This window comes from Bradyrhizobium sp. IAR9 (assembly GCF_013408065.1).
GTDB lineage: Bacteria > Pseudomonadota > Alphaproteobacteria > Rhizobiales > Xanthobacteraceae > Bradyrhizobium.
In genome coordinates this window covers 377,345-398,178 of record NZ_JACBZW010000005.1, presented here as the reverse complement: position 1 = coordinate 398,178, position 20,834 = coordinate 377,345, and the positions used below count along the sequence as shown (strand labels likewise).

The following is a 20,834-nucleotide window of genomic DNA, read 5'->3' as shown; positions in this document are numbered from 1 at the left end:
TGCGCTTCAACTGAGCGATCATCGAACACGCCGCCGGTGACGTCTCGATCTGCCCGGTAGCTTTGTTGCTTCAGCATCTGAAGATCGTCCTCTCCCGAGTCCGAGCAGCCGCTTCACCGAAAGCATGCGACGGATCGATGAGCCAGGCGGGATTTCAGCACCTCGCGCGCGCGTTGGAGCGCGTCATGTTCCTGTCGCAAGCGCCGTCAACTTTAAGGCGATTGTGCCTCACATGTCCTTGAGAAATGCGGCGCTCGCTGCTAACCCGGGTCAGAACAAGGCACAGGCTCTATGGCTCAAACCTCCTTTCCCGCCCAGTCCACGACGGAAGGCCTGAAAGTCGGGGCCGATACGTATTCGAGCGCGATCGCCGACGCGCAGAATTACATGAACTGGGTTATCGACCAGTTCCGTCCCTACCTGAAGGGTACGATCCTCGAGGTCGGGTTCGGGCATGGGCTCTACAGCAGAGTGCTCGGCGAGCTTGGCGATTATTGCGGCGTGGACCACGACCGCGAAAGCGTCGAACGTGCCGCCAAGGCGATGCCCGATCGCAAGTTCGCCGTCTGCGACATTCTGGTCCGCGATCAGCTGAGTTCCCTGTTTCCCCAAGGCGTCGATGCGGTCTTCACCATCAACGTCCTCGAGCACATCGAGGATGACGCCACCGCAGTTGCCAATTTGGTGCAGGTGCTCAAGCCCGGAGGCCATCTCCTGATCAGCGTTCCCGCCCTGATGCTGCTCTACAACGATCTCGATCGCCTGGCCGGACACTGCCGCCGCTACACCACGGCGCGCCTCGCCAAGCTGCTCGCCGATCAACCGGTCGAGCTGGTCCGGCTGAATTACTTCAATCCGATCGGCGGGCTCGGGTGGCTTGCCAATCGTCTGAAGCGTCATCAGTCGCTGAACGACGCCGCCGTCAACGGGCAGATCGCCCTGTTCGACAAATATGCCGTGCCGCTGTCGCGGGCGCTCGATCCGCTCTCGCGAAGCTTCTTTGGGCAATCCGTCACCTGCATTGCACGCCGCTTATGATTTCAGTCGTCATTCCTGCGCTCAACGAGCGCAACGGCATTGTTGAAACCATTGATCGAGCCAAGGCGGCCCTCGACGGCGCTCAGCTCACTCCCTATGAGATCATCATCGTCGACGATGGTTCAGCCGACGGCACCGGCGAGCTTGCCGAACAAGCCGGTGCAAAGGTGCTCAGGCATCCTCACAACATCGGCTATGGCCGCTCGCTGAAGGATGGAATTCGCGCTGCGTCCTACGACACGATCGTCATCAGCGATGCGGATGGCTCCTACCCGATGGAGGCGATCCCGGCGCTGGTGGCGCGCTTCAACCAGGGTTTCGACATGGTCGTCGGCGCCCGGACCGGGCCCAACTACCGCGAGTCGAGGCTGAAATCGCCGCTACGCGCAATCCTCAAGGCGATCGTCGAATTCACCGCCAACCGCGAGATCCCCGACATCAATTCCGGCCTGCGCGTGTTCGGCAGGCAGGTCGCGATCTCCTATTTCGAGCATGTCAGCGACCTCTTCAGCTTCACGACGTCGCTGACGCTCGCCTACATGATGAACGCGAAGTTCGTCGACTACATCGACATCGATTACAAGGAGCGCATCGGGCGCTCCAAGGTGAACCTGTTCCGCGACTCCATTCGGACCCTGCAATACGTCCTGGAGGCCTGCACCTACTACAATCCGCTGAAGATCTTCGTGCTGCTGGCGATGATGTGCATGGCGCTCGCGCTGGTCTCACTGATCGGCGGGATCATCCTGCAGCTCGTCAGCGCCTTCGTGCTGGGCGTTGGCGCGATCCTGCTCAGCATTCTCGTCGTCGCCATGGGACTGCTCGCGGTGCTGCTGAAGCAGATCATGAATCAGCGACCATGACCTCCCTCGGCAAGGGAACGCGATGTGCGGCATAGCGGGCATCTTTCATCGTGACGGTCGGCCCGCCGACGGCCGCGCGGTTGCGGCGATGTCGGCAGCGTTGGTCCATCGCGGGCCGGATGGCGAAAGCACCTGGCTGGACGGCCCTGTCGGCCTCGCCCACCGCCGGCTCGCCATCCGCGATCTCTCCGATGCCGGACGCCAGCCGATGCTCGATGCGTCGGAGCGCATCGTCGTCACCTACAACGGAGAGATCTACAACGATCACGAGTTGCGCAGCGAGCTCGAGCGATCGTTCGGCGTCCGCTTTCGCAGCACCTGCGACACCGAGATCCTCCCCTACGCCTATCTCGCTTGGGGTGAGGCCATGTTCGAACGCCTGGAGGGCTTTTTCGCGATCGGCCTGTGGGATCGGCAGGAGCGCCGCCTGATCCTGGCCCGCGACGGCATCGGGATCAAGCCGCTCTATTATTCCGCGAACGGCAGCCGCGTCCTGTTCGCAAGCGAAATCAAGGGGCTTACCGCGGGCCGAGATGTCGCCGCGCGGATCGATCCCGTGGCCCTGCACACCTATCTCGCCGCGGGCCATCCGGGGACGCAAACGACCCTGTACCAGGACATCAAGCAGCTCCCGCCCGGCACGATGATCGGATTCACCGAGCGCGAGCGAACCGAGCGACGGTTCTGGCGGCCGGTGCGCGCGCCTGCGATCCGCGACCTCGACGAAGCCGTTGTCCGGCTGCAATCGACGATCGAGACCGTGGTCAAGAGCCAGATGGTGAGCGATGTGCCACTCGCCGTGCTGCAGAGCGGCGGCATCGACAGTTCGCTGATCAGCCTCACGCTCGGTCGGCTCGGATTGAAGCCGCCGCTGTTCACGGCAGGCTTCACCGAGAAAAGCCATGATGAAACCGCCGTGGCGCAGCAGATCGCTACCGCCGCCGGCCTGTCGCTCAACGTCATCGACGGGGAAGCGGGCGAGGATGCCGAGGCGGCGCTGCGGGCGGTGGTCTATCATTTCGACGGCCAATGCGCCGACACGGGCGCGCTCGGCTTCTATCATCTGGCTGGCGCGGTCCGCCGGCATTCGACCGTGGTCCTGTCCGGAGACGGCGGCGACGAATTCTTCGCCGGATATGAAACCTATGCCGCGACCATGATGGCGGAGCGCGCGCGCCACGTCGTTCCACGCGGCCTTGCCGGCCTGACCGGACGCCTCGCCTATGCGTCGGTGCGCGGCAACGAGAAGCGGCTTCCGGCAGCGGCGCAACTCGCCCGCTTCGCACTCGGGTTGGGCGAAGCCGGCAACAGCCCGCATCTGCAATGGCGGCGGCTCGTTCCCCGCTTCCTCGCTGAGAGGATCTATGACCGCGCCATGGCCGATCTTGCATCGGCCGATCCGTTCGCGGAATACGCCGAATATTATTCGGAGCCGCATGACAACGTGCTGGATCGGGCGCTGATCGCCGACCAGCGCTTCCATCTGCAAAGCGTCCTCACCAAGGTCGATGCCATGAGCATGGCGCATGGTCTCGAAGTGCGCGTGCCGATCCTCGATCGACGGGTCATGGACCTCGCCGGCAGCCTCGATGTCTCGCTGCTCAATCCCTGGCCCAGGGGCGCACCGAAATATGTGTTGCGCAAACTCGCCGAGCGCCTGGGCATGCCGGGAGAAGCCGCATGGTCGCGCAAGCGCGGCTTCAACGTGCCGATCGCGCAACTGATGCGGCGCGGTGGGCTGCGGCCGATCTGCGACCGGGTACTCGGCCGCGAGGCCGACGTTTTTGCGCCCTTCCTGAAACCGGAGGCGATCCGGCTGCTGTGGACTGCGCATCGCGAGGCCAGGAGCGACAATGCGTTCGCGCTGTGGCCGATCCTGACCCTGGGCGTCTGGTTGACGGGGCTTGCGGCCCCCTCGCCGCGCCGAGCGTAGGGAGCGGCACATGCCGGACCTGAAGGACCAGACGATCAACGATTTCGGCGAGCAATGGACCGCGTTCCGCGAAAACCCCGGCTATTACGGCTCGGCGGACCTGCTTGCCGATCTGTTCGGTCCGCTGCTTTCCCTCGACGAGGTCAAGGGCAAACGCATCGCCGATATCGGGAGCGGCACGGGGCGCATCGTCAACATGCTGCTCGATGCCGGGGCGGATCGTGTCGTCGCGGTCGAACCCTCCGAGGCCATGCTGGTCCTGAAGGACAACACGGCGGCCCGCGCGGAACGCATCGACTATTTGCAGGTGCCCGGCGACCGCTTGCCGCCCGACCTCGGGCTCGACTATGTGGTTTCGATGGGGGTGCTGCATCACATCCCCGAACCGGCGCCGGTGGTTTGCGCGGCCTATGATGCATTGCGCCCCGGCGGACGCTGCCTCGTCTGGCTCTACGGCTACGAAGGCAACGAGACCTATCTGTCGCTCGCGATCCCGTTGCGCAAGCTCACCGTGCTGCTGCCGCACCGGCTGCTGGTGGTGCTGTCGCATGGTCTGGAATGGGCGCTGACGGCCTATATCGGTCTGTGCCGGATATTGCCGCTACCGATGCGGTCCTACATGCGTTCGGTGCTGGCAAAGTTTCCGCGCAGCGTTCGCCGCTTGACCATCTACGACCAGCTCAATCCCGCCTACGCGAAATACTACACGCGCGCCGAAGCGGAGGCGCTGCTGTCGGATGGCGGATTCGGGGATGTCAGGCTCTACCACCGTCACGGCTATAGCTGGACCGTGTCCGGCACCCGGCCCGCATGACGGACGTCGAGCAGCAGGACCCAGAAGAACATCAGCGCGCTGAAGAGCTGGATGGAATTGTCCTCGGAGGAACTCCCCGTCACGAAGATCAATGAGGGCATCAGGAGACCGACGGTGAGCGCGGCGGCGAGTGCCCTGACCGGAAGATCGACCAGCAGGATCGCGGCATAGAGCGCGAGCTCGAAGAAGGCATATTCCTTGAGGCGCGGCGAGCTGAGATAGAGCGCAAACATGGCCAGCACCGTGATGCGCATTGCTGCACGGGGGTGATCCATCAGCCAGCGATCCAGTCGCGCAAGAAGCGAATCTCCTTCGTCCGCCGGCCGGCTCCCGATCAAGCGCAGGACGGACATGACGAACGGCACGAGCACCAGTGCGGTCGCAGCGAACGCATAGGTTGCGAAGATCGCCGGTTTGCTGTCGATCAGGCCCACATGGCCCATCAGATCCCGCGCCAGCAGCAGCAGGGACGGATTGCTCTCGAACAGCTCGACGAGGTGCTGGTCCGGAATCTTTCCGGCCACCGCAAGCTGCCAGCTCGCGAACAGATCGGGGTACGCCAGCCACGATATCAGGATCGGCAAGGCGAAGCTGAACACAGCCATCGCGATCAGCGTCAGCTTGCGGCCGCGCGGCAGCGGCAGGAAGTACAGCGCGGCCAGCACGGGAAAGAACACCAGCTTGAACGACATCACGAGGCCGAGCAGCGCGGCGCCGGCGAGGCGCGATGGAAAGCTGCGGTCCTCTGCCGCTCCGGATGCGGGCGGAGAAAGCAGGAGCCTCAGCGCGATCGCGGTCAGCACGCCGCTCAGGATCGCGAAATTGCCCGACGCCTGCACCCATTCGAAACCGACGAATGCGCCGAGCGCGCAGAGCACCCTGAGCCCGACGTCGCGAGCGCTCGGGCGCGTTCGGCCAAAACCTGGCAAGATGAGGCCGCAGAGCACGGCCAGCACGGGAAAGATGGTTTTGTAGTGAGCGACCAGAATGCCGTCCGCGCAAAAAGGACGAAAGGCGTCCAGCGTCACCGGCAGATAGGGGTAAGAGAGCTTGGTGCCCTTCAGGTTCTTGACGAAATAGGGATCGAGTCCGCCGACATAGGCATCCACCGCCGCGCAATTGACGCGGGTGTCCCAGCCATATTTCACATCGAGGCCGAGGTCGCTGGCGAGATTGCCGAACACCAGAAGCGCGGTCAGTGCGATCAGGCAGGCAAGCCAGAGGTTACGCCTCGAAGCCATGTCGGCCGAAGGCTCCAACCATCGTGCCGTACCGGTGACATCAGACACAATCGGATACCTTGTTTGGCCTGGTTTCTCTCGGCGCCAGCGCAGCGCCTCATCCATCGGCCGCCACAGTGGACAGGAGGGGTTTCCGTTTCATCCCGCCGGGCCCCACCTGCCTCGCCCGACGCCGATCTTTAGGGAGGGATGGTGAATCACAGGTTTCCGGGCCATAGCAGGACCCACGTTCGGCTCGCGCGGGGGTTCCCCTCACCAATTCTTGTCCGCCCCTCCTCCGCCTGCCAGCCATCCCGAAACATGGGTTGTGCAACGCAGCATGGGCGATGGATAAAGTCGCTCAATTTCAGAGGTGAGCTTCTTGTCTGACGTCAATGCCGACGATTGGGTGTCCGCAGGACACCGCCCGATGGGATTTCCAGAATTCGTCATCGTGATCGCGTCCATCATGGCGCTGAATCCGCTTGCGATGGACATGATGCTGCCCGCGCTGCCCAATATCGGGACAGCCTTCAACATTCCCGTCGCCAACCATCTGCAGCTGGTGCTGTCGACCTTCCTGATCGGTTTCGGCGCCGGCCAGTTCGTGATGGGTCCCTTGTCGGACCGCTTCGGCCGCCGGCCGGTGCTGCTCGGCGGCATGGCGGTCTATGCGGTGGCGAGCGTGCTGGCGGTCGCGGCGCCCTCGTTCGAGACGCTGCTGCTGGCGCGCGCGCTGCAGGGGCTCGGCACCTCGGCGACACGCGTGATCGCGACCTCGATCGTGCGCGACTGCTATGTCGGCCGCCGCATGGCGAGCGTGATGTCGCTTGCCATGATGGTGTTCATCGCGGTGCCCGTGATCGCTCCCTCGTTCGGACAGGCGGTGCTGCTGGTGACGGCGTGGCGCGGCATCTTCGTCGTGCTGATGCTCTACGGCCTGCTCGCGCTCGCCTGGTGCGTGCTGCGGCTGCCGGAAACCCTTCCTGAATCCGGGCGCCGGTCCCTGGCGCCCGCCGACGTGCTCTCGGCGTTTCGGCAGACCGTGACCAATCGCCAGACCATCGGCTATGCCACGGCGGCCGGCAGCGTCATCGGCGCGCTCTTTGCCTTTGTCTTCTGCGCCCAGCAGGTCTTCACCGGCATCTATCACCTCGGCCATTACTTCCCACTCGCCTTCGCCGCGATTGCAGCCGGCACGGCCGTCGCCGGCTTCCTCAATGCGAGGCTGGTCGGGCGGCTCGGCATGCGCGTGATCTCGCATGGCGCGCTGACGCTCTACACAATCGTCGCTGCCGTGATGCTGCTGACGGAAATACTCGGCGTCCTGCCGCTCACCCTGTTCATGGTGCTCTCGGCTCTGATGATGTTCTCGTTCGGCATGATGGTTGCCAACTTCACCGCGCTCGCGATGGAGCCGCAGGGCCACATCGCCGGCACCGCCTCCTCGCTCTACGGCTCGATCACGACGCTGATCGGAATCGTGGTCGGCATGGCGATCGGACAGAGTTTCGACGGCACGCTGCTGCCGTTCTCGATCGGCTTCTTCCTGTCGACGCTCGCTGCGCTCGCGATCGTGCTGGTGGTGGAAAAGGGCCGGCTATTCAAGCCGCATCATCGTCCCATCACTTAAGGAACTTCCCGATCCGCTCGATGTTGTCCTGCAGCAATTCGAGAGGTCACATTCAATGGAACCGGAACACCGGGAAGATCGCCGCGACGTCGAACGGCGGAAGACGGAACATTCGGAGCCGAGCGCAGAGCACGCCACGTTGACCACGCCTTTGGCGAGCGAGGGTCTTGAGCAGGTCCGCGACAGTCATTGTTGAGCGCAGAGCCTATTCCGAACCGCGCCTGCTGGCGCTGAAATCATCCGCAGCGCTCTTGGGTATCATCCGCATTCCCCGGGGCCGCACGATCAGAGCGACTACCTCCCGCGAGAGACCGGGCCGCCCCCACAGGGTGGCCCGCACGGTGAACTCGCGCCTGACGAAGTGTCCGGTCTGCGAGGACGCCCACGCCATCCACCGGGTGCAAGTATCCTGGTCGCGGAAACACAGCGCGGCCCAGCCGCGGTCGAGCGACGTCTTGCGCGGCAAGCCCAATGTCTGGTCGTACTCGAAGGGCGCCGCATGACGTGGATGGTCCGGGCTGTAGAAAGCGGTGGCGAAGGCCAGCGAACCATCACCACTCACCGCGCTCAGCGGCACACCGGTCTGCTCGCGCCACTCGCGCGTCAATTCACTGGCCGCCTGGGCGTAAAGATTCCGGCCCTCCTCATACCCGTGATCGTTGCGATAGACGGCATGGATCGGCGCGGCGATCAGGACGGCCGCGAGCGCGACGCCGGCCACGATCACGGTGAGGTTGACCGTGTAGAAGCGCTCGATCGGGTAGCTCGTCCCGCCGACCACGAGAACGGTGAACAGGAACAGTCCCTGCAATGCCCATAGCGACGGCAGATCGGTGCCCATCGCGAGCGACGTCAGCACCGGCAGCACGATCGTACCCATCGTGACGTAGAACAAAAGCCGCAGGCCCGGGCTCATTGCGGCGAAGTCCGCCGGAAACTGCTTCAAGCGCGTTCCTGCAACGAGCACCCAGAACACGGCCGACATGCTCATCGCCGCCGCCAGCCCCAGCAGAAAGTTTCTCGCCTCGCCGAGTGAGGTCGCAGCGTTGCCGCCTGTGTGCGCCAGCGCGTAGGTAAAGGTCGATGCGCCCGTTGTCGCGAGCCAATAGACGTGAGGTGACAGCGCCGCGAGCCCGACGACGACCGAGATCCAGGGCGAAGCGGAGGTGAAATAAGCGCGCCGCGCCGGGTGCGCCAGCGCGGCAAACGCGAAGCTCGTGACGAGAAAGACCGAATAATATTTGCCGACCATCGCCAGCGCCGTCGTGCATCCCATTGCGACCGCCCACAGCGGGGCGCGCGTCTCGAATGCGCGCAGGAAGCACCAGGTCGCCAGCGGCCAGACCGCCAGCAGCACCGAATTGGCATTGAAGCGCTGGGCATGGAATTGATAGACCGGCGTCAGCATCAGCAGCAAAAGCACCAGGATGCGCTTGTGCCCGGTCACGAATTGCCGCGCGACCCGGTCGACGAAGATCAGCGCAAGCCCGGCATTGGCCATCGCCATCAATTGCAACGACCAATCGCTGAGCGGGAAGACAGAGGTCCAGCTGGCGGCGATCCAGCCGGTCAAGGGCGGATGCTTGTGATAGCCCCAGGCGAAATGCTGCCCCAGCATCCAGGCCTCGAGCGTATCAGGGTGCAGGCCGCCGCCGGCATAGGCGATCGCCAGATAGAGCGTCCAGATCGCGACGAAACAGCCGATGAGGAGCGGAACGGCCCAGCCCGCCTCGACGCCATCGAGCCAATGCAGGAAAGGCCGCCGCCAACGCGCCGGCGCGCGATCGGACCGTTCGGCCATCGCCTGGAATGCAAAATCGATCGGCACGGGAATCAGGTTGAGGAGGGAAAATGACGCGTAAGGACGACGCATCTATTTCAAGATTGAAACAAATAGCAATGACCGGAAACTGGAAAGGTTAAAAGCCGCAACGCTTTTCCGCCGACGCAAGACCACAAAAGACAACGGCGCCGCTGATGACAGCGGCGCCGCGTGGTGAAGACGACGAAGGCTACGTGAATTCGCCTCCCCTTACTCCGACTTGTCGACGTTCCAGAACAGCGGCGTCGCCGGGCCGTCGAGCACGCCGGTCAGCGATTTACGCCAGCCGCTCGGCAGCAGGTATTGCCCCAGCGGGATGTAGATCACCTGCTCATAGGCTTCCTTCTGGATGTCGGCGGCGATCTTCTTCTGCTCGTCGATCGACGGCGCGCGGACGAACGCGTCCTTGAGCTGCTCGATCTTGGCGCTTTCCGCCCAGCCGAACCAGCCGCCCTTCTTGCCCTGCCCGCCGATCGAGAGATTGGCGATCGGGTTGGAGACGTCGGCCGCGACCCAGTTGGTGAAGAACATGTTCCAGCCACCCTCCTTCGGCGGCTTCTGACTGGCACGGCGGCTCACCACCGTCTGCCAATCGGTCGCTTGCAGATCGACCTTGAAGCCGGCTTCGCGCAGCAGCTGGGCCGCGACGATGGGCTGGGCCTTGAGCGTGGTGACGTCGCCGGGCGCCATGATGACGACCGGGGTGCCGTCATAGCCTGACTCGGCGAGCGCCTTCTTGGCCTCCGCCATGCCATTGCCCTTCACCAGGGTCTCGGCGCCGACCTCGGTCGCGAACGGCGTATCGCAAACGAAGAACGCGCCGCAGATCTTCTGGTACTTGGCATTGCCGACCAGCGCGTCGAGAACGTCCTTCTGGTTCATCGCCAGAAGAGCTGCACGTCGCACCTTCACGTTGTCGAACGGCGGATAGAGGAAGTTCATCCGGCCGAGCGTCTGAAAGCCGAACTTGTTCGAGACCTCGATCGTGATCTCCTTGTTCGCCTCCAGCACCGGCAGCATGTCGTAGGGCAGGTTTTCCATGAAGTCGATGTCGCCCGACTGCAGCGCGTTCACCGCGGTCTGCGAGTCCGGCATGGTGATCCATTCGACGCGGTCGACCTTCGCCACCTTGCCGCCGGAGGTCCAGCTCGCCGGCTCCTTGCGCGGCACGTAATCGGTGTTCTTGACGTAGACCGCCTTGACGCCGGGCTGGAATTCCGACGCCACGAACTTGAAGGGGCCCGAGCCGATCTGCTCGGGGATCTGCTTGTCCGGCGGCGTCTCGGCGAGGCGCTTCGGCATCATGAAGGCGACGCGCGAGGACGGCTTGCCGATGGAATCGAGCACGAGGCCGTAGGGCTCCTTCAGCTTCAGCGTGATGGTCTTGGCGTCGGTCGCCTCGATGCTCGCGGTGAAGTCCAGGAGCTTCTGGCCCATGCCGTCGACCGCGGCCCAGCGCTTCAGCGAGGCGACGCAATCTTCCGCCGTCACCGGCGCACCGTCATGCCATTTGAGGCCGTCGCGCAGCGTGAAGGTGTAGGTGAGCTTGTCGTCGGAGATCTTCCAGTCCGCCATCTGCGGCTGAATCTTGAAGCTCGAATCGGGAGCCACCAGCGTGTCGTAGACCATGTAGCCATGGTCACGCGTGATGTAGGCCGTGGTGAAGATCGGATCGATGATGCGCAGATCCGAATGCATCACCGCCGTAATGGTCTTGCCGGCTGCAAGCACTGGCGAGGCAAGCGCCGTCGAAAGCGCAACGACAGACAGCGCAAGTTTGGAGGCAAACGCGCGAGGCCCCCGGCGCATGAAGTGGAACATAAAAAGTTTCTCCTGACGTGAAACTGTTCAAAGGCAGGTTATTGGTTAAGCATGCGGCTCGTTCCTTGGGCGAACTAACCTCATGCAATGCCTTTATCTTTCGAGACTTGCAGACAGTGCCGAGCGCGTCAATCCGGTTTCGCTGCAAGCCCTGGCGGCGCGGGCACGGGCTCCACAAGGATCGGTTTGGCTCTACAACACTCTCCACTCGTCCTGCCCCGCACCAATGCAATGCGCATTCCATCTTTCGAAGCTTGAGAGACATTGAGATGAATCCAGCCAATCTTCCTTTCGATTCCGAGGCGATGCTCCAGGGTCTGCGCGGCTGGGTCGAATGCGAAAGCCCGACCTGGGACGCTGATGCGGTGAATCGCATGCTCGATATCGCAGCGCGGGATATGGCGATCATGGGTGCGACGATCGAGCGCATCGCCGGCCGCCAGGGGTTCGGCGGCGTGATCCGCGCGCGCTTTCCGCATCCGAAACAGGGCGAGCCGGGCATCCTGATCGCCGGCCATATGGATACCGTCCACCCGGTCGGTACCATCGAGAAGCTGAAATGGCGGCGCGAGGGCAATCGGTGCTACGGCCCCGGCATCTATGACATGAAGGGCGGCAACTACCTCTCGCTGGAAGCGATCCGGCAACTGGCGCGTGCATCGTTCACCACGCCGCTGCCGATCACCGTGCTGTTCACGCCGGACGAGGAAGTGGGCACGCCCTCGACGCGCGACATCATCGAGGCGGAAGCCGCCCGCAACAAATACGTGCTGGTGCCCGAGCCCGGCCGCGCCGACAACGGCGTCACCACCGGACGTTACGCCATCGCGCGCTTCAATCTCGAGGCGACGGGCCGGCCGAGCCACGCCGGCGCGACGCTGTCGGCGGGACGCTCGGCGATCCGCGAGATGGCGCGGCAGATTCTCGCCATCGACGCGATGACGACGGAGGACTGCACCTTCTCGGTCGGCGTCGTGCATGGCGGGCAATGGGTCAATTGCGTTGCCACGACCGCCACCGGCGAAGCGCTCTCCATGGCCAAGCGGCAGGCCGATCTCGATCGCGGTGTCGAGCGGATGCTGGCGCTGTCGGGCACGACCAACGATGTTTCCTTCAAGGTGACGCGCGGGGTGACGCGTCCGGTGTGGGAGCCGGATGCCGGCACGATGGCGTTGTATGAGAAGGCGCGCGGCATCGCCAAGTCGCTTGGCGCCGAACTGCCGCATGCGAGCTCCGGCGGCGGCTCCGATGGCAACTTCACCGGTGCGATGGGAATCCCGACGCTCGACGGCCTGGGCGTGCGCGGAGCCAATGGCCACACGTTAGAGGAGTATATCGAAGTCGAGAGTCTCGTTGAGCGCGGCCGGCTGATGGCCGGGCTGCTTGCGACGCTGGAGTGACCGGATTGGATGGGCGCGCCTGGCGCGCCGCAGATATTTCGTCTGGCGGGCACGCTCCGCTGGCCCCCTTGAAGAGGGGTCGCCAAAACAGCTGACCGCACTGCAAAAACTGTGGCCCTGATGGCACGGGAATTGCTGAAATGTTAGGCTGGTGGCAGAACAGGCTACGACCGCTGCCGCCGATTTACTCTAATCTGACGGATCCAACTTGCTCGGATATCTCCTTCGCCGAATCTTCGCCGCCGTGCCCGTGATGGGCGTCGTCGCGCTGTTCGTCTTCCTCCTGCTCCGCCTCACCCCCGGCGATCCCGCCGCGATCCTCGCCGGCGACAATGCAACGCCGGAACGGCTCGAGCGCATCCGCACCTCGCTCGGCCTCAACGAGCCCTTGATCGTGCAGTTCGTCACCTGGGTGAACAAGCTGCTGCACGGCGATCTCGGGACCTCGCTGATCTCCAATCTGCCTGTGATGAAGATGATCGGCCAGCGCGTCGAGCCGTCGATCTCGATCGCGCTGTGCACCATCATCCTCGCCGTGATCGTGGCGGTTCCCCTCGGCGTGATCGCCGCGTGGAAGCACGGCACCTGGATCGACCGTTTCGTGATGGGGCTTTCCGTGCTCGGCTTCTCGGTGCCGGTGTTCGTGGTCGGCTATATTCTGATCCAGGTCTTCGCGATCGAACTGCGGTGGGTGCCGGTGCAGGGCTTCCGCAGCATCTTTAACGGCTTCGGACCGTTCTTCGAGCGCATGATCCTGCCGACCTGCGCGCTCTCCTTCATCTACATCGCGCTGATCGCGCGCATGACACGCGCGGCGATGCTGGATGTGCTCGGCGAGGACTATGTGCGCACCGCGCGCGCCAAGGGCATCAACGAGGTCGCCGTGATGATGCGCCACGCGCTGCGCAACGCCGCCGTGCCCGTCATCACCGTGATCGGCACCGGCTTTGCGCTGCTGATCTCCGGCGTCGTCGTCACCGAGAGCGTGTTCAACATTCCCGGCATCGGCCGCCTCACCGTGGATGCGGTGCTGGCGCGCGACTATCCGGTGATCCAGGCGATGATCCTGCTGACGTCGCTGATCTATGTCGTCGTCAATCTTCTCATCGACGTCGCCTACACCCTGCTCGATCCCCGGATCCGGTACTGAGGCAAGGACAAGAATAGAATGTCGGTCGATACCCTTCCCCAGTCCTCCATTCCGATCACGTCGCCGCTGCGGCCGCGCTTCGGCTTCCTCACCTCGACGCCGATCATCGCCACGGCGACGGTCCTGCTCGCGCTGATCATCCTGGTCTCGATCCTGGCGCCGCTGATCGCGCCGCATGATCCGATCCAGCTCGCGCCGTCGCAACGGCTCAAGCCGTCTTCCGCGCAATTCCTGCTCGGCACCGATGCCTATGGTCGTGACCTGTTGTCGCGCGTCGTCTATGGCGGCCGCATCTCGCTGCTGATCGGCATCGGCTCTGCGATCCTGTCGATCGTCATCGGCCTTGCGATCGGCCTCGTCTCCGGCTTCTTCAAGCTGGTCGATGCCGTGCTGATGCGGGTCATGGACGGCCTGATGGCGATGCCGAGCATCCTGCTCGCGATCGCCGTGGTGTCGCTGTCCGGCGCCAGCCTCTGGACCGTGCTGATCGCGATCACCATCCCCGAGATTCCGCGCGTGGCGCGCCTGGTCCGCTCGGTCGTGCTGTCGGCGCGCGAGGAGCCTTATGTAGAAGCCGCGATCTCGGTTGGCTCGTCGCTGCCCAAGATCATGTGGCGGCATCTGATGCCGAACACGGTGGCGCCGCTGATCGTCCAGGGCACCTATATCTGCGCCAGCGCGATCCTCACCGAGGCCATCCTCTCCTTCCTCGGCGCCGGCATCTCGCCGGAGACGCCGACCTGGGGCAACATCATGGCCGAGGGCCGGCAGTACTTCCAGATCAAGCCGTCGCTGATCTTCTGGCCGGGCCTGCTGCTCTCGATCGCCATCCTCAGCATCAATCTGATCGGCGACGCCGCCCGCGACGCACTCGATCCGCGCATGAAGCAGCGGGAAGGCAAGTGATGACCGATCAAGTGATGACCAACACCGTTCTCGACATCAACAACCTCGTCGTCTCCGTCGGCAAGAAGCCGGGCGGGCCAAAAATCATCGACGGCATCTCGATCCAGGTCCGCGAGCGCGAGACGCTGTGCCTGGTCGGCGAAAGCGGCTCGGGCAAGTCGGTGACCTCGCTGACCACGATGGGCCTGCTGCCGAAGGGCACGCTGGTTCCCACCGCCGGCAGCATCAAGCTGGTCGGCGAAGAGCTGCTCACCGCGACCGACCGCCGCCTGCGCCAGCTCCGCGCCACGCAGATGGCGATGATCTTCCAGGAGCCGATGACCGCGCTCAATCCGGTGGTGCCGGTCGGCCGCCAGATCGACGAGGTGCTGCGCGCCCATACCAATCTCGACGCCAAGGCGCGAAAGAAGCGCATCCTCGACATGATGGAGCAGGTCCACCTGCCCCAGGTCGAGCGCATCTTCGCCTCCTACCCGCACCGCCTCTCCGGCGGCCAACGCCAGCGCATCATGATCGCGATGGCGCTGGTGCTGGAGCCAAAGCTCTTGATCGCGGACGAGCCGACCACCGCGCTCGACGTCACCACGCAGAAGCAGATCTTGTCCCTGATCCGCGAGCTCCAGCGCGATCACGGCACGGCCGTGCTGTTCATCACCCACGACATGGGCGTGGTCGCCGAGATCGCCGACCGCGTCGCCGTGATGCGGCAGGGCCGGCTGGTCGAGACCGGCCCGCTCGAGGCCGTGCTGCGCAATCCGACCATGGAATACACCCGCAATCTGCTCTCCTCGGTGCCGAGCCTGGTGCCGCGGCCGCCGCGCGAGGAGAGCCGCGAGCCGGTCGTGCTCGAGGCCAACGACCTCAGCAAGGTCTACAAGGAGCGTGCCTTCTTCGGCAAAGGCCGCGAGGTCGTCGCCGCCGACAAGGTGACGCTGACGCTGCGCAAGGGCCGCACGCTCGGCATCGTCGGCGAAAGCGGCTCGGGCAAGTCGACGGTTGCGCGCTGTATCGTCCGCCTGATCGATCCGACCTCCGGCGGCGTGCGCCTCGTCGGCCGAGAGATCGCCGGCATCTCGCGCCGCCTGCTGCAGCCGCACCGGCAGAAGATCCAGATCGTGTTCCAGGATCCCTACCGCTCACTCAACCCGCGCGTCACGGTCGGCGAAAGCATTGCAGAGGGCCCGATCAATTACGGCATCGCGCATCCGGATGCGATGAAGCGCGCCCGCGAGCTGCTCGAGCTGGTCGGCCTGCCCGCCGATGCAGTATCGCGCTATCCGCACCAGTTCTCCGGCGGCCAGCGCCAGCGCATCGCCATTGCCCGCGCGCTCGCGCTCGATCCGGACGTGCTGGTCGCTGACGAAGCCGTCTCCGCGCTCGACGTCTCGGTGCAGGCGCAGGTGCTGGAACTCTTCGACGAGATCCAGAAGCGCCTCGGCATCGCGATCCTGTTCATCACCCACGATCTGCGCGTCGCAGCGCAAATCTGCGACGAGGTCGTGGTGATGCAGCACGGCCGCGTCGTCGAACAAGGCCCGGCCGCCGAGGTGCTGACGCATCCGAAGGAGGCCTACACCAGGGCGCTGCTGGATGCCGCTCCCGGCCGCGACTGGGACTTTGCGAACTTCCGGCCGGTCGCAGAGGGCGTGGGGGCGACGTTGTAATTCCGCTGTCGTCCCTGCGAAAGCAGGGACCCATACCGCGTGATCGGTCGATTGCCGGTGGTGCTCGTCCCGAACGACCGGCCTTCGTCAAACTCCTCCCTGGGGTTATGGGTCCCTGCTTTCGCAGGGACGACAGCGAGAGTCTGGCTGGCAGAGCGGCTCACAACATGCACCGCCTCCGCAGCATTCCCAAAACAGCTTGACCCTATGCGCGGCGCGATGGCCTCTCACCTTGCCCTCTCCTCGGAGCCAAGGCTAACGTCGCGCACCTTCCAATGTTGGACTTGATTTGATGACACGCATCGCCGTCGGCGGCTTCCTGCACGAAACCAACACCTTCGCTCCAACCAAGGCGACCTTCGCCGACTTCCAGCATGGCGGCGGCTGGCCGGCGATGACTGAAGGCGCGGACGTGCTGAAGGTGATGCGGCGCATCAATGTCGGGCTTGCCGGCTTCGTCGACAGCGCCGAAGCGAACGGCTGGGAACTTGTTCCGACCATCGCCTGCGGTGCGAGCCCGTCGGCGCATGTCACCAAGGATGCCTTCGAGCGCATCGTGAAGGTGATGGTCGACGGCATCGCAGCCGCCGGCCCGATCGATGCGGTCTATCTCGATTTGCACGGCGCCATGGTGACCGAGCATCTCGACGACGGCGAAGGCGAGATTCTGGCGCGCGTGCGCCGCGTCATCGGCAAGGACGTTCCGCTGGTCACCAGCCTCGACCTCCATGCCAACGTCACGCCGGAGATGATGGAACATGCCGACGCGCTGATCGCCTACCGCACCTATCCGCATGTCGACATGGCCGAGACCGGCCGCGCCTCCGCCCGGCATCTGGCGCTGCTGCTGAAGACGAAGCAGCGCTTTGCCAAATCGTTCCGGCAATTGCCGTTCCTGATCCCGATCAGCTGGCAATGCACCAACGACCAGCCGACCAAAGGCATCTACGAAAAGCTCGCCGCGTTGGAGAGCGATGCGGTTCCGACGCTCTCCTTCGCACCCGGATTTCCCGCCGCCGATTTCCGCGATTGCGGGCCGAGCGTGTTCGCCTATGGCAGGACGCAAGCCGATGCCGATCGTGCTGCCGATGCGGTCGTCAAGCTGATCGAAAGCCACGAGGACGATTTCGACGGCAAGATCTGGTCGCCCGATGATGGCGTGCGCCACGCGATGGAGCTTTCGAAGAGCGCGAGCAAGCCGATCATCATCGCCGACACCCAAGACAATCCCGGCGCCGGCGGCGATTCCGACACGACCGGCATGCTGCGTGCGCTGGTGCGCAACAGAGCGAGCGCCGCGACCGGCGCGATCTACGATCCGGTCTCGGCCAAGGCCGCGCATGATGCCGGCGTCGGTGCCACCGTGACTCTGTCGCTCGGCGGCAAGTCCGGCATCCCCGGCGACGAGCCCTATCGTGAGACCTTCGTGGTCGAAAAGCTCTCCGACGGCCGCTTCATCGCGCCCGGCCCTTACTATGGCGGCCGCGAGATGGAGATGGGCCCCTCCGCTTGCCTGCGCATCGGCGACGTCCGCGTCGTCGTCTCCTCGCACAAGGCGCAGCTCGCCGACCAGGCGATGTACCGCTATGTCGGCATCGAGCCGACCGAACAGAAGATTCTGGTCAACAAGAGCTCGGTGCACTTCCGCGCCGATTTCGAGCCGATCGCGGAAAAGCTGATGATCTGCGCCGCACCGGGCGCGATGCCGGCCGACACCGCCACCCTGCCCTGGACGCGCCTGCGGCCGGGCATTCGCATCAAGCCGAACGGCCCCGTTTTCTCGCCTCCCTCACGCTAACTGGACAGAACCCATGCCCACGATCGATCGCATCGACGGTTACGCCGACGAGCTCACCGCCATCCGCCGCGACCTGCACGCCCATCCCGAGATCGGCTTCGAGGAGGTGCGCACCTCCGGCATCGTCGCCGACAAGCTGAAGGGCTGGGGCATCGAGGTGCATCGCGGTCTCGGCGGCACCGGCGTGATCGGCGTGATCAAGGGCAAGGGTTCGGGCAACAAGCGCATCGGCCTTCGCGCCGACATGGACGCGCTGCCGATGGAAGAGAACACCAATCTGAAGTGGAGCTCGAAAATCCCCGGCCGCTTCCACGGCTGCGGCCATGACGGCCACACCACCATGCTGCTCGGCACCGCGCGCTATCTCGCCGAGACCAAGAACTTCGACGGCACCGTGCATTTGATCTTCCAGCCGGCCGAGGAAGGCCTCGGCGGCGCCCGCGCGATGATCAAGGACGGCCTGTTCGAGAAATTCCCCTGCGACGAGCTGTACGGCCTGCACAACGCGCCCGACCTCAACCACGGCGAGATCGCGATCCTGCCCGGCCCGGCGATGGCCAGCGCCGACTTCTTCGACCTGCGGATCACCGGCTATGGCGCGCATGGCGCGATGCCCGAGCGCTCCAAGGACGCGGTGATCATCGCGACCACGCTGGCGCAGGCGATCCAGACCATCGTCAGCCGCAACGTCGAGCCGCTGCAGGCCGCGGTGGTGTCGATCACCCAGATCCACGCGGGCTCCGCCTACAACGTCATTCCCGGCGACGCGCATCTTTGCGGCACCATCCGCACCTTCTCGAAGGAAGTTCGCACCCTGGTCAGCGAACGCATCCGCACCATCTGCGCCGGCATCGCAAGCGCCTATAGTTGCGTGATCGACGTCGACATCCGCGACACCTTTGGCGTGCTGGTCAACCAGGTCGAGCAGTCCAAGGTGGTCGAGGAGGTCGCGCGCACCATCGTCGACCCCGCCAACGTGATCACCCGCGCCCAGCCCAAGATGGGCAGCGAGGATTTCGCCGACATGCTGGAGACGATTCCCGGCGCCTATTTCTGGGTCGGCCATGATGGCAACGTGCCCGTGCACAATCCCGGCTTCGTGCTCGACGACAAGATCCTGCCGATCGGCGCCAGCATGTTCGCCCGCATCATCGAGACCCGTATGCCGGTAGGTTAGCAATGCATAAGAAGAGCCCTGAGGAAGCGGTCACCTCACTGCACGATCTGTCCGCGGTCGATCTGATCGCGGGCTACCGCGCCAAGCAATTCTCGCCGAGCGAGGTGCTGGAGGATTTGTTCGCGCATGTCGCTGCGTGGGAGCCGCATCTGAAGGCGCTCTATGCATTCGATCCCGACGGCGCGCGCGAGGCCGCGAAGGCCTCGACCGCGCGGTGGTCCGGCAGTGAGCCATCCGGCGCGCTCGACGGCGTGCCGGTCACGGTGAAGGACAACATCGCGACCAAGGGCGTACCGGTGCCGCTGGGGGCTGCCAGCGTCAAGCTCGTGCCGGCCGAGAAGGATGCCCCGCCCGCCGCCCGCCTGCGCGAGGCCGGCGCGGTCATCTTCGCCAAGACCACGATGCCCGATTACGGCATGCTGTCGTCCGGACTCTCCAGTTTCCACGCACTCGCGCGCAATCCCTGGGACCTCTCGAAGAATCCTGGCGGCTCCAGCGCGGGCGCAGGCGCGGCTGCTGCGGCCGGCTATGGTCCGCTGCATCTCGGCACCGATATCGGCGGCTCGGTTCGCCTGCCTGCGGGCTGGTGCGGCCTCGTCGGCCTGAAGCCGAGCTTCGGCCGCGTGCCGATCGACCCCACCTATGTCGGGCGCGTCGCCGGCCCCATGACCCGCACGGTCGACGATTGCGCGCTGATGATGAGCGTGATCGCAAAGCCCGACCGGCGCGACGGCATGAGCCTGCCCGCTGAGCCGCTGAACTGGAAGGGAGCAGAGAAGTCTCCGCGCAAACTGCGCATCGGCCTGATGCTCGATCCCGGCTGCGGCCTGGCGCTGGAGAAGCCGGTGCGCGAGGTCGCGGTGAAGGCGGCGAAAGCGTTCGAATCCGCAGGTAGCGTCGTGACCGAGGTCGACGGCATCCTGACGCGCGAGATGCTCGACGGCCTCGACAATTTCTGGCGCGCGCGGATGTGGGATGATCTGGCCAAGCTGACGCCGGCCGAACAGGCCAAGGTGCTGCCCTATATCTTCAAATGGGGCGAGTCCGGCGCCAAGCTGTCTGGCCTTGATGTCATCCGCGGCTTCAACCAGACCATGGCGATCCGGGCCGCGGCTTCAAAGCTGTTCTGCGAGCTTGATTACGTGATCTCGCCGACTGCACCGAACGTGAACTATCCGGCGGACTGGGCCTCGCCGACCAACGATCCGATGAAGCCGTTCGAGCACATCGCCTATACCGTGCCATGGAATATGTCGGAGAACCCGGCCATCTCCATCAACGGCGGCTTCGACGCCAAGGGCTTTCCCATCGGCGTGCAGATCGTCGGCCGCCGCTTCGACGATATTGGCGTGCTCGGCATGGCCAAGGCTTTTGAAGGTTTGCGCGGGCCGCAGAAGCCCTGGCCGAGGCCGCCGGCGAAGTAAGACGTTCTCGTCATTCCGGGAAGCGCGCCCTTTAAGCGCAAGCCCGGAAGTCTTTGGACAGGCAGCATGCGGAGCCTCTTGCTTACCCTCCCCTGGAGGGCGAGGGTCGGCTCACGTTGAGCGCAGCGAAATGTGAGACGGGGTGGGGTGACGTTCTCTCCGCGTCCAGCA

General features: G+C 64.6%; 15 protein-coding genes. 12 read left to right on the top strand and 3 right to left on the bottom strand.

The window, feature by feature from the left end:
- Positions 1-291: 291 nt before the first annotated feature.
- Genes GGD67_RS16700 through GGD67_RS16685 form a run of 4 tightly spaced genes read left to right on the top strand, consistent with a single transcriptional unit; the run spans position 292 to position 4,648 of the window.
- A complete protein-coding gene (locus GGD67_RS16700; RefSeq protein WP_179734281.1) occupies positions 292-1,038 on the top strand; it encodes a bifunctional 2-polyprenyl-6-hydroxyphenol methylase/3-demethylubiquinol 3-O-methyltransferase UbiG in 747 nt (248 codons plus the stop codon).
- Positions 1,035-1,901, top strand: coding sequence for a glycosyltransferase family 2 protein (locus GGD67_RS16695; RefSeq protein ID WP_179734279.1), 867 nt, complete (start codon positions 1,035-1,037; stop codon positions 1,899-1,901). Before GGD67_RS16700 ends, GGD67_RS16695 begins: the two co-directional genes overlap by 4 nt.
- Before the next feature lie 22 nt (positions 1,902-1,923).
- The gene (gene asnB, locus GGD67_RS16690) at positions 1,924-3,834 is read left to right on the top strand and encodes an asparagine synthase (glutamine-hydrolyzing) (protein WP_179734277.1); all 1,911 of its coding nucleotides are present in this window, start codon (positions 1,924-1,926) and stop codon (positions 3,832-3,834) included.
- Between the two features lie 10 nt (positions 3,835-3,844).
- Entirely contained in the window at positions 3,845-4,648 is an 804-nt protein-coding gene (locus GGD67_RS16685; RefSeq protein ID WP_179734275.1) for a class I SAM-dependent methyltransferase, read from the top strand.
- On the opposite strand, the gene GGD67_RS16680 is transcribed toward GGD67_RS16685, so the two are convergent.
- Positions 4,612-5,889, bottom strand: a complete 1,278-nt coding sequence (locus GGD67_RS16680; RefSeq protein ID WP_246784424.1) for a hypothetical protein — start codon at positions 5,887-5,889, stop codon at positions 4,612-4,614. The two genes, GGD67_RS16685 and GGD67_RS16680, sit on opposite strands and share 37 nt — an antisense overlap.
- 361 nt (positions 5,890-6,250) lie before the next feature.
- On the opposite strand from GGD67_RS16680, the gene GGD67_RS16675 reads away from it, so the two are divergent.
- Positions 6,251-7,501, top strand: a complete 1,251-nt coding sequence (locus tag GGD67_RS16675) for a multidrug effflux MFS transporter (protein ID WP_092259200.1) — start codon at positions 6,251-6,253, stop codon at positions 7,499-7,501.
- A 205-nt stretch (positions 7,502-7,706) separates the two neighbouring features.
- On the opposite strand, the gene GGD67_RS16670 is transcribed toward GGD67_RS16675, so the two are convergent.
- Both GGD67_RS16670 and GGD67_RS16665 read right to left on the bottom strand, forming a co-directional pair.
- Positions 7,707-9,374: a glycosyltransferase family 39 protein gene (locus tag GGD67_RS16670; protein WP_179734271.1), complete on the bottom strand. Its 1,668-nt coding sequence runs from the start codon at positions 9,372-9,374 to the stop codon at positions 7,707-7,709.
- A 159-nt stretch (positions 9,375-9,533) separates the two neighbouring features.
- Complete coding sequence (locus tag GGD67_RS16665; RefSeq protein WP_018322086.1) at positions 9,534-11,144, bottom strand: ABC transporter substrate-binding protein; 1,611 nt, start codon at positions 11,142-11,144, stop codon at positions 9,534-9,536.
- 269 nt (positions 11,145-11,413) lie between these two features.
- Between GGD67_RS16665 and GGD67_RS16660 the strand changes: the two genes are divergently transcribed.
- The 7 genes from GGD67_RS16660 (at position 11,414) to GGD67_RS16630 (ending at position 20,663) form a co-directional block, all read left to right on the top strand.
- A complete protein-coding gene (locus tag GGD67_RS16660; protein ID WP_179734269.1) occupies positions 11,414-12,544 on the top strand; it encodes a M20/M25/M40 family metallo-hydrolase in 1,131 nt (376 codons plus the stop codon).
- A gap of 208 nt (positions 12,545-12,752) precedes the next feature.
- The gene (locus GGD67_RS16655) at positions 12,753-13,694 is read left to right on the top strand and encodes an ABC transporter permease (RefSeq protein ID WP_179734267.1); all 942 of its coding nucleotides are present in this window, start codon (positions 12,753-12,755) and stop codon (positions 13,692-13,694) included.
- A gap of 18 nt (positions 13,695-13,712) precedes the next feature.
- Positions 13,713-14,600: an ABC transporter permease gene (locus tag GGD67_RS16650; protein ID WP_018322083.1), complete on the top strand. Its 888-nt coding sequence runs from the start codon at positions 13,713-13,715 to the stop codon at positions 14,598-14,600.
- Positions 14,601-14,614: 14 nt separating this feature from the next.
- Positions 14,615-16,264 carry an ABC transporter ATP-binding protein gene (locus GGD67_RS16645; protein ID WP_179734463.1) on the top strand — a complete coding sequence of 550 codons (1,650 nt, stop codon included), beginning with the start codon at positions 14,615-14,617 and terminating at the stop codon, positions 16,262-16,264.
- 292 nt (positions 16,265-16,556) lie between these two features.
- Entirely contained in the window at positions 16,557-18,062 is a 1,506-nt protein-coding gene (locus GGD67_RS16640) for a M81 family metallopeptidase (RefSeq protein ID WP_179734265.1), read from the top strand.
- A 13-nt stretch (positions 18,063-18,075) separates the two neighbouring features.
- Entirely contained in the window at positions 18,076-19,239 is a 1,164-nt protein-coding gene (locus GGD67_RS16635; RefSeq protein WP_179734263.1) for a M20 aminoacylase family protein, read from the top strand.
- A 2-nt stretch (positions 19,240-19,241) separates the two neighbouring features.
- Positions 19,242-20,663, top strand: a complete 1,422-nt coding sequence (locus tag GGD67_RS16630; RefSeq protein ID WP_179734261.1) for an amidase — start codon at positions 19,242-19,244, stop codon at positions 20,661-20,663.
- Positions 20,664-20,834: the final 171 nt, after the last annotated feature.

Bases quoted from the DNA above. Each gene is read 5' to 3' on its own strand.
- GGD67_RS16700 (WP_179734281.1), top strand. From the start codon at position 292: ATGGCTCAAACCTCCTTTCCCGCCCAGTCCACGACGGAAGGCCTGAAA.
- GGD67_RS16660 (WP_179734269.1), top strand. From the start codon at position 11,414: ATGAATCCAGCCAATCTTCCTTTCGATTCCGAGGCGATGCTCCAGGGT.
- GGD67_RS16685 (WP_179734275.1), top strand. From the start codon at position 3,845: ATGCCGGACCTGAAGGACCAGACGATCAACGATTTCGGCGAGCAATGG.
- GGD67_RS16630 (WP_179734261.1), top strand. From the start codon at position 19,242: ATGCATAAGAAGAGCCCTGAGGAAGCGGTCACCTCACTGCACGATCTG.
- GGD67_RS16645 (WP_179734463.1), top strand. From the start codon at position 14,615: ATGACCAACACCGTTCTCGACATCAACAACCTCGTCGTCTCCGTCGGC.
- GGD67_RS16640 (WP_179734265.1), top strand. From the start codon at position 16,557: ATGACACGCATCGCCGTCGGCGGCTTCCTGCACGAAACCAACACCTTC.
- GGD67_RS16695 (WP_179734279.1), top strand. From the start codon at position 1,035: ATGATTTCAGTCGTCATTCCTGCGCTCAACGAGCGCAACGGCATTGTT.
- GGD67_RS16635 (WP_179734263.1), top strand. From the start codon at position 18,076: ATGCCCACGATCGATCGCATCGACGGTTACGCCGACGAGCTCACCGCC.
- GGD67_RS16665 (WP_018322086.1), bottom strand. From the start codon at position 11,144: ATGTTCCACTTCATGCGCCGGGGGCCTCGCGCGTTTGCCTCCAAACTT.
- GGD67_RS16650 (WP_018322083.1), top strand. From the start codon at position 13,713: ATGTCGGTCGATACCCTTCCCCAGTCCTCCATTCCGATCACGTCGCCG.
- GGD67_RS16670 (WP_179734271.1), bottom strand. From the start codon at position 9,374: ATGCGTCGTCCTTACGCGTCATTTTCCCTCCTCAACCTGATTCCCGTG.
- asnB (WP_179734277.1), top strand. From the start codon at position 1,924: ATGTGCGGCATAGCGGGCATCTTTCATCGTGACGGTCGGCCCGCCGAC.
- GGD67_RS16680 (WP_246784424.1), bottom strand. From the start codon at position 5,889: ATGGCTTCGAGGCGTAACCTCTGGCTTGCCTGCCTGATCGCACTGACC.